Source organism: Bacteroides xylanisolvens (genome assembly GCF_018289135.1).
Classification (GTDB): domain Bacteria; phylum Bacteroidota; class Bacteroidia; order Bacteroidales; family Bacteroidaceae; genus Bacteroides; species Bacteroides xylanisolvens.
The window spans coordinates 3,669,062-3,686,791 of sequence record NZ_CP072216.1 but is presented as its reverse complement, the minus strand read 5'-3'; the positions used below and the strand labels follow the sequence as shown (position 1 = coordinate 3,686,791).

Genomic DNA, 17,730 nt, shown 5'->3' with positions numbered 1-17,730 from the left:
TGTATTTTTGTACTTTCAATACTTGATACTTTCTCGAAATGACTGAAGATATAAAGAATAAACTTTTGATGTGTGCGGAGATGTATCATCGCGCAGACTTTATACAAAGCGATCCGGTGCAGTTTCCCCATCGTTATACGCTGAAACAGGATATCGAAGTCAGCGGTTTGCTGACGGCGATTATGAGTTTTGGCAATCGCAAACAGATCTTGAAGAAAGTGGACGAATTGCACGGGCTAATGGGAGATTCGCCTTATCAGTATGTACTGTCCCGTCAGTGGGAGAGAGATTTCCCATCGGGAGCAACCAGTAGTTTTTATCGGATGCTGTCACATGCTGATTTCTATGGATATTTTCAGCGATTATACATTGCTTATACACAGTTTGAAAGTCTGGAAGAAGCCTTGAAGACATACCCCGGAATACCGATGGAAAAGCTATGTGCATTTCTTGAAGTCTCTGCCAAAAGCCCTCAAAAGAAACTGAATATGTTTTTGCGTTGGATGATTCGTCGGGACTCGGCGGTCGATTTGGGCATTTGGGAGAGTTTTGATCGCAGGGATTTGATTGTTCCCTTGGATACACACGTCTGTCGGGTAGCCCATTATTTCAAGTTGACGGATGCGGAAACATTTTCTTTGAAAAATGCCCGCCAGATAACGGCAGCATTGGCTGAGGTCTTCCCAGATGACCCTTGCCTGGGCGATTTCGCCTTGTTCGGCTTAGGGGTGAATGGGGAGATTTAATGCATGGCTTGATAGAATCTCAGAAACAATATGTTGCTTCAGTGAAAGATACTGTTTTATTGCGTGATATCTAAAACGCAAACCTGTCCGTGATGTAAAACTGCTGGATGATACTTTTATTTATTTGGTTAATAATGCATCAAACTTATTTTCTGTCCAAAATCTGATTAATTTCTTTAAGTCTAAAAATCGGAGAGTAAGTTATGACACATTATCTAATTATTTAGGTTATATAGAAGAGGCTTTTTTAGCATATAGAACAGAACGGTATAATATAAAAGGGAAAGATGTAGTAGCCGGTAATTGTAAGTATTATCAGAATGATTTGTCCTTTAAGAATTTTCTCTATCCGGGATTTTCTTATGGTGTGGGGTGTTTGCTGGAGAATGCAGTATATTTGGAGCTTCGTCAGTTGGGATATTCTGTATATGTGTGTGCTATTCGTGATAAAGAAGTTGACTTTGTTGCGATGAAGGACGATAGAGTTATATATCTTCAGACCACTTATATGTTGGAAACGGAACAAACAATAGAACGTGAATATTCACCTTTACTATCAATAAAGGATAATGATGAGAAGTATGTTGTTTCTGTAGATGAGATACAGCTCCCCTCTAAAGAGGGAATACGACATATTCAGGTTTGGAATTTGAATGAAATTTTATAAATAATCGATTATATTCGGAAGAGTCGATACAAAATTAATGGGTAATCCATTATTAAAAGTTGATAGACAAAGAACTACTTTACCACTTGTTAAGTAGTAACAGGGTGTTTTTCGGACACTCTCAACGTACTATTATATCAATGTTCCTTAAATCTCTAACCCTTAATGCAACAAATATTCAACTTTAAAGTTGAATATTTGTTGCATTATACTGTATTATTCATATCTTTGCATAAAGATATTTTAGATATGGATATAGAAACAGTCGATAAATTCTTGAGAGAATTTAAAGATAAGGCTAGAGCTTTCGGGATTGTCTTTCGCATAGATAGAAAGAAGAATATGCAAGCCTTGCTTGATTTGGAAATTTCGGCAATTATGCGTGAAAAGATAATAATGTCTTTGACAGTTGAAGACTATTATAAAGGTCCTACGGAAGATAAATTGAATTATATGGGAGAACTTTGGGAGTTTGGCAAGTCCGTAGATAAAAAGGAGGTCTATATCAAAATAAGTAAAGGTACTGGAACAAATTCTCCAATCTGTGTCTCCTTTCATTTGGCAGAGAGAAAAATAGAATATCCTTTCAAAAATAAAAAGTAGAAGTTATGAAAAGTCCGTTTACAGGTGGTGACGCTGTATTGTGTCATGAAAAGCAATCATTTGAATTTCGAAAAGACAATTTTGAGATAGTATATCATTTTTATAGATGTAAGGATACAAATGAAGAGTTTACTACAACTGAACTTGATCAACTGAATATGAATCAAGTTTATAATTTGTATCGTCAGAAATATGCAATACCATTTCCGGATGAAATAAAAAGGGTCCGTGAATTATATGGTATATCTGCACTTCGAATGTCTAAACTTTTAGGTTTTGGCGATAACCAATATAGAAAATACGAAGAAGGAGAGATGCCTAGTGTGTCTAATGGAAAAATGATTTCAGCTTTGAAAGATCCTCATTTCTTTTTGGAAATTCTGAAACTTGCTCAAAATCAGTTTCCCAATGATGAGATACTTAAAATTGAAAAAAGGGTAAAGGAACTGTTATTAAATAATTCCTGTTTTGAGAATAAAATAAATGAATTTATATTTCACAACCATTTGTCTTTACGTTCAAGTATGAATGGGTATGCTTCTGTCATTCCCGAGAAGGTTAAGCAGATTATTGTCTTTTTTGCATCTGCATTACAAGGAGTTTTTGAAACAAAACTAAATAAATTATTATTTTATTCTGATTTTCTTTCCTATAAGAAATATGGTAAAGGTATTAGCGGGTTACAATACCAAGCTATAAGTTATGGGCCTGTTCCTGTGCGTTATAGTACTATATATGAGAACTTAGACGGATTAAAAAAGGAAATCATAAATTTGGGAAATGGTTATTCTGGAAGTATAATTACAACTGTTGAGCAATTTGAACAGTCTTTATTCACAGTTGAAGAATTAGAGGTTTTACAATGTGTATTAGCTCATTTTGAGAAGAGTAAGGCTAATGAAATTTCAGAAATGAGTCATGCAGAGGAAGCATGGCGCCAAAATGAAAAACAGCATAGCTTGATTGACTATAGTTATGCGTTTGATTTGAGACAGTTGTAATGTATGCTTCATTTTGATAAATGGTTAGCTGTGTTCTGTTAAAATGCATCCGACCGTTTTTCTTTATTTTTTCCTACGGATATTAGGTTTGTAATATATACGAAGGAAAGAAAGGAATCTTTCAACAGGCTGTTGGAAAAAGAGCGAATATAAAAAAGTTACCCCAATTTAAAAAGTAAAGGTAGTAGAACAAATAAGCAGGACCTTTTTAGAAGGTTTCTTCTTTATCTTCTTCGAGGCGTATGAGAGGACTATAGTAAGGAATTGGGAGAGATTTTACTTTACAACTGGAAAACTAAAAACTTCTAAAAATTCTAAGGTTGTCTCTGGAGCTTTTGCAAGTCTTTCCAAGAAAGATAGGAAATTTACAAAATAAGAGAAAATAATTATTTTGGCAAGATAGAGCTCTCCGAATGTTTACGAAAATAGTTATATTTGTACTTGTAAACAAGGGGATATAATGGATATCTGGGATAAAAAGAAACGTTCCGACGTTATGGCAAAAATCAGAAGTAAGGATACGAAACCTGAATGGATCGTTCGTCGTTACTTATATTCTCGTGGCTACCGTTACCGTAAAAACGTAAAGGGGTTGCCGGGCACGCCTGATATTGTGTTGCGTAAATATGGTATTGTGATATTTATTCATGGATGTTTTTGGCATGGTCATGAAGTTGATGGGCATATTCCCCATTCTAATGTTGATTTTTGGAGGAAGAAAATAGAACGGAACAAGCAGCGTGATGAACATAATAAAGAAGCTTTAAAAAAAATGGGTTGGAAAGTCATGACCGTGTGGGAATGCCAACTGAAATCTGCGGTTCGAGAGAAAACGCTTTTGGAGGTGGAGTATTGGATTAATCATTCTTATTTGGAACGTTTTTAAGCAGAAAACGTTTAAGGTTTACAATATTGAGGAAACATGTTTGTCTATTGTAGCTGAAGAATATGTAAATTATGAGAAAACTAAATGAAAGTGATATGTAATGCGAAAAGCTGATGATATTAAACTGTTTCTGTCTATATATAAATATGAGGAACAAAAGATGATGGTAATAATTTAAATATTTTAGAATAATAAGAGCCTGTTTGAATTTTCTTCAATAATAATTTTATAGCTACAATTTAGACCATTTTCTCTGCCGAATCGAATGTTAATTCATAGTTTCGACAGAGCCTTCTGTCATTGTCCATCCACGAGAATGATCTTTTCCACAATCCATCTTTTATGAATAGGTTTGAATCCTTGTTCTTTGTATGCATGCACTAATAACCACTTGAATTCCATAACCAATTTGTTTTTGATGTTTCCAATAAGTTCGCCTCTACATCCTCCGTCTGCCAGTATAACTTTTATTCCTGAACAAAGTTCTTTTAATACTCTCATTAGCAGATAAGCAGCTTTACTGTCATGGACGTTGGCTACTGTAACCATCACTGCAATTAGAAAGCCATTTTTTTTGTCCACAGTAAAACATAAACAAGGTTCGATTTCTGAGATTTTTTTGTATCTTTACCATGTGTTTTTATTTTTAATTACCCCCGTTTTGGCCGTCAAACCGTTTTTGGGGGGGATGCTTAAAGATACAAAAAAGGCAACTAACTCGCAATGAATTAGTTGCCTTAAACTTTATTATTTTAGGAATATCCTTAATCAATATATAAAATACTTTTTTAGGAATGGCTATATAAGAACAGCTTGCTAACAGACAGCAACCTATTTTTAGAGATCTGATAATTTCATCATTTGAAAGTTCCAACTCCCAGAATCCTAAAACAAGAGTTTCCATAATTGCTTTTCAAATGAGCTTAACTATAAACTCTTTCAATGTTTCTGCTACAGCTTTTGCTAATGGAACTGGAACACCATTACCAATCATTTTAAATTTTTTTGAGAGAAGATTTGGAGTAGTTAAAACATAGGAATCATCTACTCCCTGAATACGAAGAGCTTCCCTGACAGACAAACGTCTATGTTGATATGGGTGTAAATGAACTTCATTATTCCCGTAGCAAGCAGTCGGACTATATTTATAGCGATGTAAACGTTTAAATGAAGGTCGGTTGGTTTCTCCTTCCTTTATTTTAGCAAATTGATTTGCTTTTCCAAGCAAATTAAAGTATTCGTTAGCATTCGGAATAATAAATTCATCATCTTTTGATACAAGACAAGATGCTAAACAAAGCTGAAGGGGAATATTTTGGGGTTTTTCAATATTTTTAGTACCAAATGCAATGGCTTCTGGCCATTTATATTGTTTATGAGGATTGGTGTATTTTCGTTTACTGTGAAATGGAAACCACTTGTTATTGAGATTAGCTGTTATTGAACTTAAATCAAAATGTTTTCTGTTTAATCCTACAACAAAAATCCTTTCACGGGATTGCGGAACTCCAAACTCTAAACTATTTAATGTTTCCCAATCAATAAGATACTCCTCTGACATGATCTCCAATAATTCTAAAAAATGTTTTGCGTTTTTCTTTACTCGCATTAGTCCAGTTACATTTTCCATTATAAAAAAGGATGGATTAAGATCTAATATTCTGCACAAGTAAGTATCTGTCAACGAGCCTCTTTCTCCTTTAAACCCCTCAAGATTGCCGTTAATGCTAAAATCTTGACAGGGTGGTCCGCCTATTATTCCGAACAATGTTGGGATTTCTTTACCAAAGGCTTGTGAAAGAATTGTATTAGATGGTATATCCTTTATTGAGTTGGTATTCGAAATGGAACATTTTTGTCCTTTAGATAATAATTTATATTTTTTTTTCCAGGATGTAATTCCTTCTTCATAAAATTTAGCAAAAGCAGGTTCTATTTCGTTTGTCCAAACTACATTAAATCCTGCTTGTATGAATCCCATGTCCATGAATCCACCTCCTGTGAAAAATGACAACACTGGTATTGGGTTGTTTGTATTTACTATTTTGTTATCCATATTCTCCATTCTTTTGGACTGTTTTGGGACATTTTATTACCTGATACTATATCATTAATCCATTTTCTTGTGATTATTTGTACAGGCAATAATGTAAATATAGCTTTGTAATTTTGAAATCTTTGGTTGTTTTGGGTTTTCCAAATAGCAATTAAATCTTCTGTTTCTAAATGGTTCGTGCTACCAGGTACTAATAAACCTTTAAAAATTCGGTCAAAGCCTGTTGATCCTTTAGAAAATAAGAAGATTGGGGGGACTTCATTTTTTCTATTCAAATGAAGATTATTAAAAATTCCTCTAAATAATCTATTCCCTAGTGTTTCATGTATTTCTCTTCCTGGTTCCTTATTATCTCCATAATAAGTTACTAAATCTCCATTTATTAAATCTGGCCAATCAATATCACTAAAGGTAGAATAAAGAACTACAAGTGAAGGCTGTTCTGAGGTACCTGCAAATCGTATTCCTGATTGGTTTCCTACTGGAAGAATTTTTGAGATTGGTTCGCTTGATAAATTATTTGCATCACCTCCTTTGCAAATACAATCTTTTATCAGGTCTGATTTATTGAGTTTATTAAAATCTATTATATTCATCTTTTTATTATTTAATAACTATTGAATCATATCATATACGCAAGAGTATTTATTCATAGAATATGTGTTCTCATCTTTATGTTTTAATCCATAAAATCCGAGGTAGTCACCAATTTTGTATTTTTCTATAGCAAACGATGGTGCAATTTCTACTATACTAATTGGTCTTTCATTAACTTCTAGTGTTATATTTACATTACCATTAAAGAAATGTTTAGTATTTATCAATCTCCCAATAACATCGTTTGTTTGTGAATTTGTTTGCAACCATGAATGGTAAAAACTACATGCTGGCCTATACAAACAATATCTGCAATTTGATATAGAACAATTGGCTAATATAGAAAATTGGCTTTTTTGAATGTTGGAATTTACTTCTAAAAGAAGATTTTGTGCTTGCTTGTATAAGGATTGGCACTCCTCATAGGTAAAATCGATTTTTATCGATTTTTTATTCATGTCAATAAGACATAGATAGTCAGGATAGACTTTATAATTGATGAAGTATAATTGAGCATATAATTTCAACTGGTATTCATAATCATCTTTTACCAAAGAAATTATTTCTCCACTTTCATCGACTATATTATAAGTCAATTTTCCTGTTTTGAAGTCCCAAATACTTGTTGAATTCACCGACTTAGTTATTAAATCAGCCATTCCACCAATTGTCCCATTTTCATTTTGTAACCATTTCTCTGAAAGTATTTCTATATGTTTATTTTTACTTATAGAAGTGTTTGGGCTATTTTTTAATTGATTTTTTATAAGGATTTTCTTTAAACCGATATTTTGGATGTGTTTTTTCAAAGGAAGACAGAAGGTGATTCCTTCATGACGTAACTCATTTTCTTTTGATTTAATTTCGCTTTCCCATGCCTCATTAAAGTTTTCTTCTGAGATTTTTCCTTTTATTATTTTTTCCATCAGTTTATGAAACACAGATCCAATATAAGTATTGGGTGACAATGGTATTAGCGGACGCCAATCAAAAGCTTCCGCTAATACCACTTTATAAGGACACTGTACCATTGCATAAAAATGGCTGGGCGCAATACGTGTTAATTGCTTATATTTTATTTTACTTGGTGATAGACACATAATTATTTTATTATTTTTTCGTAACACCAACCTATCCTACGATGCAGGTTAAATGTATCTAGGGTTTTGATATCATCAGAATTCGGATAATTGGGGTCGCCTCCTTGTGTAGCGACATAACTTTGAGCTTCTGCAAAACACTGGGTATACCACGCGTCTTCTGCTAAATCATCAATATTCCAAAAAGGATGAATTATTAAAATGACTTTTTGCTTTCGTTTTCTATTTCCATATTTTATGGCTGGTAGTCCGTTGAAATTACATTTGTATTCTTCTCGTTCTTCTGGTGTTTTCCCAAAGCTTGAGAAACTTTCAATAAATGAATCGCGAAGTTTTTCAGCAAATTGTAGCCAATCTTTCAATTCTACATATTGGGAGAAGTTACCATCTGCCCCAGCTTTGTAATTGGGATCATTGAATAATCGTATCATACTTAATCCCAAGCGCCAGTCAAGCAAACTGTGCCAATTCATGTTCCTGAATATTTTTAAACAATCATAGCAAGCGTCAGCACATTTCTCTTGATGGGTGAGGCTGTGTATTTTACCTAAATAACTATCTGCATTTGTAGGTTGAAGTGTTTCTTGTAAAATATTACTAAAGTCTTCATATAGGCTTCTTACAAAGCCAGAACCATTAGCTAATTCATCGGTTAAAATGATTTCTGCGATATTTTTTACTATTCCGTCTTCGTTTATAGTACATTTTGTTATGTCGGCAATTTCTATTTCTGTAGGGTCAACGTCTAATCGGTCTGCTAATACCCGTTGTAATAAAAACGCAGCAGAATAAAATCCGGAACGTACTCCAAGTGACTGTCGTGTAAAGCTAAACATATCCAAATTCAGCTCCCGTGGAACGCTTGTTGGAGATACTTTGAACATTTCTGTTTTTTTGTAAATAGCTAATGCTAAGGGTTGTTCAGGTTGAGGGCTATTTGTAACATATGAAAAATCATTGGATGGGTTTACAGGCGTTTCCAATCCATCCATAATCCATTGTTTGTCAAAGTCGAAACGTTTTCCTAATAATGGATTATAATTTCTTACATGATAATATTTACCCTTATAAAGCCTGTCTCCATTTGTATTTACACGCCATGTAACATCTTTATCTGAAATTGTAAGCTTTACGTTGCCGTATAGTTTATCTTCAACATTCCGGTCATCTGTAGTTGATTGGTCTGCATATATTGGTGGCCTATTTGTGACCATCTCTGCTTCGTCACGTGTATCGAGGCCTTCTAATAGATTAGTTCGATATGCACGTGGCGATTTTATTAAGAATTGACTGAATGTTGACTTATCTGTATTACCACAATTTGGACATGCCGAATCTGTGGGCTTTTCTTCCATTGAAAATGTTTGATTATATCCACATTTTTTACATCTGGACATCCATCTACTTAGATAGAAGGGATTCTTATCATCATTATGATTTGAATTTGTAACTGTTTCACTATTTCTATGTTCCGCCTTTCTTATAAATTCACTTGTGAACCCAATAGATTGGTATATAGCTTTATCTTTGGTTTTTTGCATTCCTGGAGAAAACTCATAAATGGCCATAGCTTCAGGTCTATCAATCGCAGAAATGGAATTATTGTGTCCGATACCATGATAAAGATACTTCACTCCTGTAGGCATGCCAAACATTGGAAGAATTCCGCCTTCAGCAAATTTTTGGGATATGTCATCTGTAGGAATTTCAGGATTATTAATTATTTCATCCAGCCGCATTATGAATCTATCATGATTGATTATCCAATCAATAAAATTCTGTTGTTTTTCTTTTAAACCATCACTAAGCAAACAAGACACAATTTTTTGGATTTCTTCATGATTTGAATCTATCCAACTAACCACACCTTGCCTATATATATTCCAATTATTTGTTTTACCGAATTCCCCATGTATACTCGATTTCTCTTCATTGTTGAATTCATTTACACGAATAGTCTTGTATGCTTGTCGCAAAATCTCTTTGGATAAAAGCCGTTTGTATATCCTTTCTTGTTTCATAGTTAGGAAAGGTGTAGGAGGATTGTCCCCTGTTATCCGTTGTGGATTGGCAAAATAAAATTCGTCATGACTGCGTCCACGGCAAAATGTAAGAATTACCGAATACGCTTGCCCACGTCGTCCTGCTCGTCCAACCCGTTGTTGATAATTGAATCTTTGGGGTGGCATGTTGGCAAGCATAACCGCTTGTAAAGAACCAATATCAACACCAACTTCCAAGGTTGTTGTTACACTTAACAAATCTATTTGTTTTACTTTTGGATTTCCTTCGTTTTTCAATATGATATTTCTGAAATGTCGTTGGCGTTCAAATTGATCATCTGTTTGCCCTGTTAATTCTTCACAATGCAACCTGATTGGATCTCGTTGTTCATAAGCTGCTGTGTAAGCCAAATAATTCTTCTTCCAAATTTCTTCACATATTGTGTCATGGCTTATATTTAAATTTGTCCGAGAATAGGTGCAAATACCTCCGGCTGGATGTAAATGTGGTCGGCTGCCATTCTTGCTTATCCAGACAGGGTCGGTAGGCAACGCAACTTTCAAATATAATTCTTTTATTAATAATCCTTTATTTGCTTTTAACGCTCCAACTTCATTTAGAATTTTATAAATACTGTCTCCTAAAAGGTTGTCTGGTATAGAGTTTTTGTTGGCGACGGCTTTTATGTAATTCCGAACAGGTGCAGGAAAATAAGTATAATCAGTAATAACTTGATTTAATGGATACATAGAGTAGTCATGTTTATATTTATCTCCTAATATCCTTATTACCCCATCTACTATATTTTTAAAAATATTAGAAGGAAGTCCCGTTTTCCCAGCATAGTAATCTAGCCTTTCTATAGGCGGATTAATAGTTACAAAACCAAGCCCTGCCCCCTCGAAGGAATAGAAGAGGCTTGCAAAAAACATATTTGCTAATTTTGAGAATGTTCCTTCTTTTATATCTTCGATGAATTTATCTCCGGTTTTGAGCCATTCTGGTGGGTTATCAAACGATATCACATTATACCAATAGTCAGTAACACCATCAGTCCTGAGAGTTTTCTGTAACTTTATGTCATTACCACCCGGGTTCATCCCTAAAGAAACTATTTGGCGGACTAATGGCGCAAGCTGCGTTGAATTTACCTCATCAACTAAATCATATACTTTTATAACTCTTTTTTTTATTTCTGCAATTTTTTTCTGGGCTTTAGACTTCCGGGATAGCATATTTTGGTTCCTTCCTTCATATTTGCTATCTGTAAATATTTCTTCAATATCATCGAATACTTCTTTAGTTGCAGAGTTATTCGTATTACGGAATTCGTTTATCGCAGATTCATTATGGTTTTCAAAAGCATGTAAAATATCATTTCTTAAAATGAGTCTTATATTGAGCTCTTTTATAAGAAGTTCCCTTAAAACATCAGTGAAATGATTTCTTTCAATTCCGTTTGCTACTTGGGCTGCATCTTCCCTGCTATCTGAAAATACTACTAATTTTCTTTCTTTTTCTTTATCAGGTAATTGGTACATCAATTCTTTAGCAAACATTTGTGATGTTTTGGCAAAACCTGTTCGGAATCCTCTTATGGAACTGATTTTATTTTCTCCATAATGATGGTCTACGCCACATGCAGGGCAAACACATGGGGTTGCCTTATGGGTGTTAATAGTTTGTCCATGTGCATCTGTTAAAAATGCAATATCTAAATTATTATTATCACTCACTATTTTAAAATAAAGTCCTTTTATCCAATTATCAGGTTCTTTTTCTGCATTCAGAACCCCTTCTTTAATATCTCCTGAATAAATGTTCAAAGACGCTTCAACCCACGATGCACTATATTTCCCTTGATCGGCTCCCTCAACAGTAGTTTGACGCCAATATCCATTGGGCCGTTCATGTGGTACAAATTCCTGTTTCCCTTGTGGCCAAAAGATAGCGTATTCCTGATATGTTCGACGTTCTAATAATTTGTGAGGCGTCTTTTCGGGAATTCCTTCGATATTGGGACTCAATGGGAGTAGTTCTACTGTTTCATTGTCTACTTTCAAACGGCTTCCGCCAAAAAGTGTGGTTCCGCAATTGTCGCAATATAGCAATTCTAAAACACGGTAACCACCTGGACTTTTGATACTTGGCGTAGAAGAAAGCCGACCTGCAGTCCTTTCATCATCCTTGAATTTGTCTTCTACATCCTTCGGCTTGACAGATGCCCATAAGCCTTCTATATTCCGTAAAAAGTAATGGAAACGGAAACGAGGAAGCTTCCTGTCTCCTAATTCAGATTCAAGATTACACCATCTTGATTCATCAAACAAAGACCTTGCTATTAATAATCCTCCTAATGCTTTCCGGGGGGTGTCAATCTCGCCAAAGATAAATTCTGATAAAATATAAGTATCTTCATGATTCCCATTTGCTCTTAATGAGCAGACTGCCCGTTCTTTTCCATCTATCCTGCAAGCCTGGTATAAACGTTCACGTAATAATAGTTTGGGATGTAGTAATGTTCGGAGGAGTAACTCTATTGGTTGAGCGTCAGATGGAATTTCAGCATTCACAAATTGGGCAAGTTCACGTGCAGCTATTCTACATGTTTCCTGAAAAGCAGGACTGTCGATATTTTTTCTGGTATCATAATATGCATCATAAATCCATATAAATGGATTTGTTGGTAAAAAGTGAGTGTCTTCTGGCAAAATATTGACAGGAGTATTTTTACCATCTACAATTACAAAGTCATTCTTTGCATCAGCAACCCCAAAGAAATCTTGAATGAATGCTAAACTCTTTTGTCCTTCTTCACTCTCATCGGCTACTAATGAAGCACTGGATGCTAAAATCCGTAATTGAGGATGTCCTGGATGTAATCCTAATCTATTTAATACTAATTTTAGTAGATATGCTACTTCAGTGCCTTGTGTTCCTCGATATAAATGTAATTCGTCTACAATTAAGTGGAAAACACGATTTTTCTTTTCCTGCTCTTTTTCTTCGCTATTTAGGTTTTGGGAATAAACATCTTTACATTCCAACCACTCTCTAGTTTTATCAAAAATTTCACTATCAATATCTCGCATAAGCATAATGCTTAACATCGAATAGTTTGTTATAAGAATGTCTGGTGGGGCTACTTGAATATCAAAGCGCGTACGCATTTCTGCACCATCAATTCGAGGAAAGAATGATATCAAATCTTTTGCGTCAGATTCAGACATTTCTCCCGATTGGAGTTTTTCTGTAATATATTCATCAACCCTATTGGCATCGGTCTCAATTGCTTTAAGTTCCTTTTTTAATGTCTCTACTTTATAGCGGTTAATGACATCTACTCCATTTTCTTTTTTCTTCAATTCACCAGATACAGGTGTCATGCTATTGTATCGTCCAAAATAGATACAATTGTCGTGTATATTATTTTTGAACCATTTTCGTGCATCATCTGAATCCAACGCTTTGCGCAGTCGTGTCAATTGGTCTTCTACCAATGCATTCATCGGATAGAGAATTAAAGCACGTACTCCTGTTGGACGCCTGTTGTGCGAACGTTGCTGACATGTTTTTTTCAACTCAAAAGTTGAATTGTTAACAATATCAGTGAGCTGTAAATCTTCATTCCACCATTTGTCGCATAAATCTTCTTTTATAGTAGGTATACTCCATGATTCCATTTCTTTAGATAATTGGGCAAAAAGAGGTAGTAAAAATGATTCAGTCTTACCGGAACCAGTTCCAGAAGTTATAATGCAGTGTTTTCCTTCCATTGCTTTGTTTAGCATGCGTGCTTGATGGTCATAGAGAGGAATATTTGCCGGAAATAATCCACATTTTACAAGCCCTTTAAATATGCCTAATTGGGAAGAGGTCATACTTCCTCCAACATCTTTAGGAGTAAGGTCGTCAATCTTTTTACCGCTGGATAAATAATCTGGAAGTGGTTCCATCCAAGGCTCGCGATAAAGCACTTTGTCGGTATCTAATAACTGACGCCTTTCTTCTTCCAATTTATCGAAACGGGTTCTAAACGCAGTTTCTATATACCGGATAAAATTATTCTTAATTGTATCGAATGATTGGATCGGATTTCTCATATTACTCTGAATTTATATAATTGTACTGATTGTTCTAATTTTTTAAATAAATTGTCTGCAAATGTTTTGGGAACGTTTTGGTATAACTGATATGAAATGTAATTACCATTTATAGAAATTTTTTGGAAAGAAGGTATTTTTCCACTTAATAAAATAAGCGATTTTGCAATAAACTTTGCTAATTGGACGTGCGCAGGTGCTCCTAATATCCTACTTTCTTCGTCGTAATAAATAATGTTCTTTTTTCGGCTAGAAAGTAATAGAAACTGCCCCCAATTTTTATCCACATCATAACATGTCGAGTTATACCAGAACCTATATAACCATTCATAGTGTATGTTATATTGTACTAAGGATAGTTCCTTATCTAATAATTCACCTTCTGCTGAAGGGGTAAATTTCAACATATCCATATCAAATACATCCCGTTTGTAAGGATAATCAGTGCCTTCAGTTTGTCTTTTCTCGTACATATTGTTACGATAACTGTTTAAATCGGCAGAAAAACTTCGTAATCCCCATTGGACTATTTGGGGTTGTCGGTATGGTTTGTTGATGAATTTGAAACAAATATCAAACTGTAATGCAAGTTTCTCTAATGCTTTTAGTCCTGTTGTGGTGTTGGGACAATTTTGTGGGACAAGAATTATTGTATCAGGAATAAGATAGCTTTCAAAGAAATTATCTTGCTTGATTATTTTGACATTTATTGATTCATGTTTTGCATATTCAAATAATTTCTTTACAAATTCTTCTGTCCGTGCCCCAGTTAAATAAGCTTTTATTTCTTTTTTGTCAGGAATGAGCATTAATTGGGGTTTGTTGACTATGATTAGCTGTTGGGACTGGTCAAAATCAACATATCCTAAGTAATCTAAATAAAGTAGGGCGTATTTCTTTACAGTTCTTAAGTTAGACTTGTTTAAGGTGTCAAACATATTTTCGGAACTAAAAATAGCATCAAAAGAAGTTCCAAAGGTTTGGGGATTGCATCTCTCTACAAATGAAAGATAGTATAAAAGAATGTTTCCTTTGCGATGCTTATAATCAAATGGACTTTGGGAATAGGGTTGGGAACATTGTTGATATCCCCAAAAATCTGGCAAGTCACCAGCTTGTTGAGAAAAGTTGGATATTTGAACATTATTACCTATAGCATAATTTCCATTTGAATTTTGTATAATTTCATCATAACAGTTCCGGGTAGGATGGCTATTATCTACAATACAATTTACTTCCACATTACATGATACAATCTGGTGTGGATAGGTTTCCAATGCATCAGTTCCGTCAACTTTTATCACAAAATCTTCATCACACGGAAAGTTTTCGGGAAATATCCATTCTTCTCCAAAAGAGAGAATTTTATCCAAGTATATTTTAATGTTTGATTGACTAAGTAAAGCGTATACTTTGGCGGTTTCCTCAATACCTTCAATTCTTACCTTTGGTAAATTGTAATTGAGAAAAGCCCTGTTTTTGACTTTAAGTCCACCTATAAACTGAATTTCTAAATGAGTTTGTAATTGTAGCATTTGTTCGCTTGGATGATCTTGTTGTGGTTTTGAAATACTATACAAGGTATACCCTTCTGGTACTCCATCTAAATCTACTTCTTTAAAATTCCCATCAGAAAAAGAAGACTTGCCCCAATTTTCTATTGATTCTTTCTTTGCATTATTGCAAAGCAGATACATTTTAGATGTTGGGTATAGCTTATCTGTTTGTATCCAATAATCATTGGATATTCCATTTACATTATTACGGTATAAAATAATATCATCTAAAACTGGTGCACTTTTCCACTTGTTATATTTATCTTGTAAGATCAAAAAAGGGTTAAACTCCATTTGGATTGGACGAGAAAAACCATTAGCCAATGATGTTACAGAGGAATTATTATAATTCAGATTATCTGGAAAGTCATTAGTTGAATAAATGAAATAGCAATGATTAAGTTCTTCATTTACTTTATCGATTGTAAATGCAGAAAACAAGCGGGCGTATACCCATGCTTCCTTTTCTTCCAGTTTTTCTCCTTGTTTCCGCTCAATATTCCCTTTCCATTTATAATGCTCTTCTTTTACAATGTTGATAATTACATTTTGCAGGTCGCTATCTCCTTCTTTTAATATTTTAAGGGTATTTCTCGACAATCCTATATCCGTGCCATTTTTCAGTAGAGCGTTTTTTATACTCCCTACAGGAATATGTGTGTTGGGCATAAATCCCGCTAATGAAAATAGTTTTGGAAGGTTTTTGATGTCAGAGGGTGTCAGGATGCATTGTGCGAATACTTTTCCTACATGTATCCAATTTCGGTTCCCAAAATGCCCAACATTGAAGATACCTATATCTGTCTTATAAGTAGATGTAGACCATTCCGATAGGTCATCCCACAATTTGTCAATGATTCCGAAGTCTGTGGCTCCAATATGTCTGTTATTTAAGCCATTTTCTTTTAAAAAATTGTTTAATCTTGGATAATAAGCATTCGCTCTATAATCTTCATTATTGCCAGTCAATGGTATAATGAAAGCTGTAAGCATTGCTAAATAAAAAGGATAAGTAATTTGGGTCGCTTGGTCTGTAATATAAGTTCCCTCTATTTGCAAGTCTATTTTGTTCCATTTGAATATTCCAGTTTTCCTATCATTCCACAAGGTAAATAGTATTTCAACCCGTTTTATAATTGACCTCGATCTTGTGAATCCTGCATAACCATTCGATAATGCAAGGTAATAATCTGCTATGGCTTCTTCTTTAGAAGTAAATCCAAGTTGATTTATACCTATTTCCCCAATTTCTAGTGGTGAAATAAACAGATGCACATCTTTTCCTCCTTTTTCATAATTAAAAAAGTAGTTGCCAATAACAATGTTCCAATCGAAATACCTCATACCTTAATATATAAAATGTTATTTTATTATTGAAACAGATATGGCTTTTACATTCTCCTTCAATGCACTAGTTGTTTTTGTCAGCTTTTTAACTGAAAGCTGTGGCTTATTGGTGTACCAATAGGATACTGTTATTTCACTCTTTCGTGATGTTTCTACCAACAATTTCCCGGTTTTATACAGTTTTGCAAGCACGACTTTTATCTCATTTATTCGTTTCATCGGTTAAATATTTGATGTATTTTACAAATGTAATGATTTGTGTTGAAATGTTTAGTATAAATCGGTTTTTAGTTATTAACATTTTAAGCAATTAAAATAAATGAGCAAAACTGTTAGGCTTGCAAAATTGATATTTTGATTGTTTTTATTCCTCTTTTTCAATTCCATAAATAATGATTTATCACTTAAGGTCGCAGCAGAGAATCAACTATTTTAATTTTTTTTCATTTTCTTCCTCCACCTTTGAAACCCTCTCATCAAACTTTCCTCTTCCACCGACTCTGCCATATCATACTTTACCACAAACTCATGCATCGACTTTATATACATCACCCCATTTTTGAACTTATTCTCCAACAGGAATGAATAAAGCTCCGCTTTCATTTCCACCTCAATTTCCTTTTCGATAATAAAGATACTGTCCTGGCCGAAATAATTATAAACTTCCGGATTCTTGCCCAGCCTTGGGCTGGGAAGAACAAAAGTGATATTTCCTGTCTTTTTCCAGGAGACGCCTTGCGGATGAGGAACGGATAATTGATGTAAGAAGTGATAAATGGGAGTGAGGTGGGAGAGGTGGATTGGAATGGGGAGCCTTGACGGTGGATTGTTATGTGATAGAAGTTCTAAACTTTGTCCGTACCGGACATACATATACCTCGCCAGATATGGCTTGATGGCAAACGTGACTGTAACCATGGGATTTGAATTTTGAATTGTTGAAATTTGTTGTATACTGATTGCCGCTTCGTGCGGCAGATTCCGTCGTGTTTGTTGGAAAAAATCCCATGGGTTACGGGGACGGAATTCTAATTCGGTAAGAAATTGAAATTCAAATGGTTACA

Annotated in this window: 13 protein-coding genes; 5 read left to right on the top strand and 8 right to left on the bottom strand. The window is 34.4% G+C overall.

Features of this window, described 5'->3' with window-relative positions:
* Window positions 1-38: 38 nt before the first annotated feature.
* The 5 genes from INE92_RS15670 (at window position 39) to INE92_RS15650 (ending at window position 3,903) form a co-directional block, all read left to right on the top strand.
* Entirely contained in the window at window positions 39-746 is a 708-nt protein-coding gene (locus INE92_RS15670; RefSeq protein WP_195436175.1) for a TIGR02757 family protein, read from the top strand.
* 124 nt (window positions 747-870) lie between these two features.
* On the top strand, window positions 871-1,413 hold the full coding sequence (locus INE92_RS15665; protein WP_229096923.1) for a DUF4143 domain-containing protein: 543 nt from the start codon (window positions 871-873) through the stop codon (window positions 1,411-1,413).
* A 249-nt stretch (window positions 1,414-1,662) separates the two neighbouring features.
* Window positions 1,663-2,016, top strand: coding sequence for a type II toxin-antitoxin system MqsR family toxin (locus tag INE92_RS15660; RefSeq protein ID WP_195436178.1), 354 nt, complete (start codon window positions 1,663-1,665; stop codon window positions 2,014-2,016).
* A 5-nt stretch (window positions 2,017-2,021) separates the two neighbouring features.
* Window positions 2,022-3,017 (top strand): type II toxin-antitoxin system antitoxin SocA domain-containing protein, encoded by a 996-nt coding sequence (locus INE92_RS15655; RefSeq protein ID WP_195436181.1) that lies wholly within the window; start codon window positions 2,022-2,024, stop codon window positions 3,015-3,017.
* Between the two features lie 496 nt (window positions 3,018-3,513).
* The gene (locus INE92_RS15650) at window positions 3,514-3,903 is read left to right on the top strand and encodes a very short patch repair endonuclease (RefSeq protein WP_410518770.1); all 390 of its coding nucleotides are present in this window, start codon (window positions 3,514-3,516) and stop codon (window positions 3,901-3,903) included.
* Window positions 3,904-4,200: 297 nt separating this feature from the next.
* Here INE92_RS15650 and INE92_RS15645 read toward each other — a convergent pair whose 3' ends face one another.
* The 8 genes from INE92_RS15645 to INE92_RS15610 all read right to left on the bottom strand — a co-directional run bounded on the left by INE92_RS15645 (window position 4,201) and on the right by INE92_RS15610 (window position 17,584).
* Window positions 4,201-4,452 carry a hypothetical protein gene (locus INE92_RS15645; protein ID WP_229096925.1) on the bottom strand — a complete coding sequence of 84 codons (252 nt, stop codon included), beginning with the start codon at window positions 4,450-4,452 and terminating at the stop codon, window positions 4,201-4,203.
* Window positions 4,453-4,816: 364 nt separating this feature from the next.
* Window positions 4,817-5,959, bottom strand: coding sequence for a DNA cytosine methyltransferase (locus tag INE92_RS15640; RefSeq protein WP_195436183.1), 1,143 nt, complete (start codon window positions 5,957-5,959; stop codon window positions 4,817-4,819).
* On the bottom strand, window positions 5,944-6,555 hold the full coding sequence (locus INE92_RS15635; protein ID WP_195436185.1) for a hypothetical protein: 612 nt from the start codon (window positions 6,553-6,555) through the stop codon (window positions 5,944-5,946). The genes INE92_RS15640 and INE92_RS15635 overlap by 16 nt, the downstream gene beginning before the upstream one ends.
* An 18-nt stretch (window positions 6,556-6,573) precedes the next feature.
* Window positions 6,574-7,656 carry a PD-(D/E)XK nuclease family protein gene (locus INE92_RS15630; protein WP_195436192.1) on the bottom strand — a complete coding sequence of 361 codons (1,083 nt, stop codon included), beginning with the start codon at window positions 7,654-7,656 and terminating at the stop codon, window positions 6,574-6,576.
* 2 nt (window positions 7,657-7,658) lie between these two features.
* Complete coding sequence (locus INE92_RS15625; RefSeq protein WP_195436196.1) at window positions 7,659-13,763, bottom strand: DEAD/DEAH box helicase; 6,105 nt, start codon at window positions 13,761-13,763, stop codon at window positions 7,659-7,661.
* Window positions 13,760-16,663, bottom strand: coding sequence for a hypothetical protein (locus INE92_RS15620; RefSeq protein ID WP_211421183.1), 2,904 nt, complete (start codon window positions 16,661-16,663; stop codon window positions 13,760-13,762). Before INE92_RS15620 ends, INE92_RS15625 begins: the two co-directional genes overlap by 4 nt.
* A gap of 18 nt (window positions 16,664-16,681) precedes the next feature.
* Window positions 16,682-16,885: a transcriptional regulator gene (locus tag INE92_RS15615; RefSeq protein WP_195436199.1), complete on the bottom strand. Its 204-nt coding sequence runs from the start codon at window positions 16,883-16,885 to the stop codon at window positions 16,682-16,684.
* A 213-nt stretch (window positions 16,886-17,098) separates the two neighbouring features.
* Window positions 17,099-17,584: a hypothetical protein gene (locus INE92_RS15610; RefSeq protein ID WP_195436202.1), complete on the bottom strand. Its 486-nt coding sequence runs from the start codon at window positions 17,582-17,584 to the stop codon at window positions 17,099-17,101.
* Window positions 17,585-17,730 lie beyond the last annotated feature (146 nt).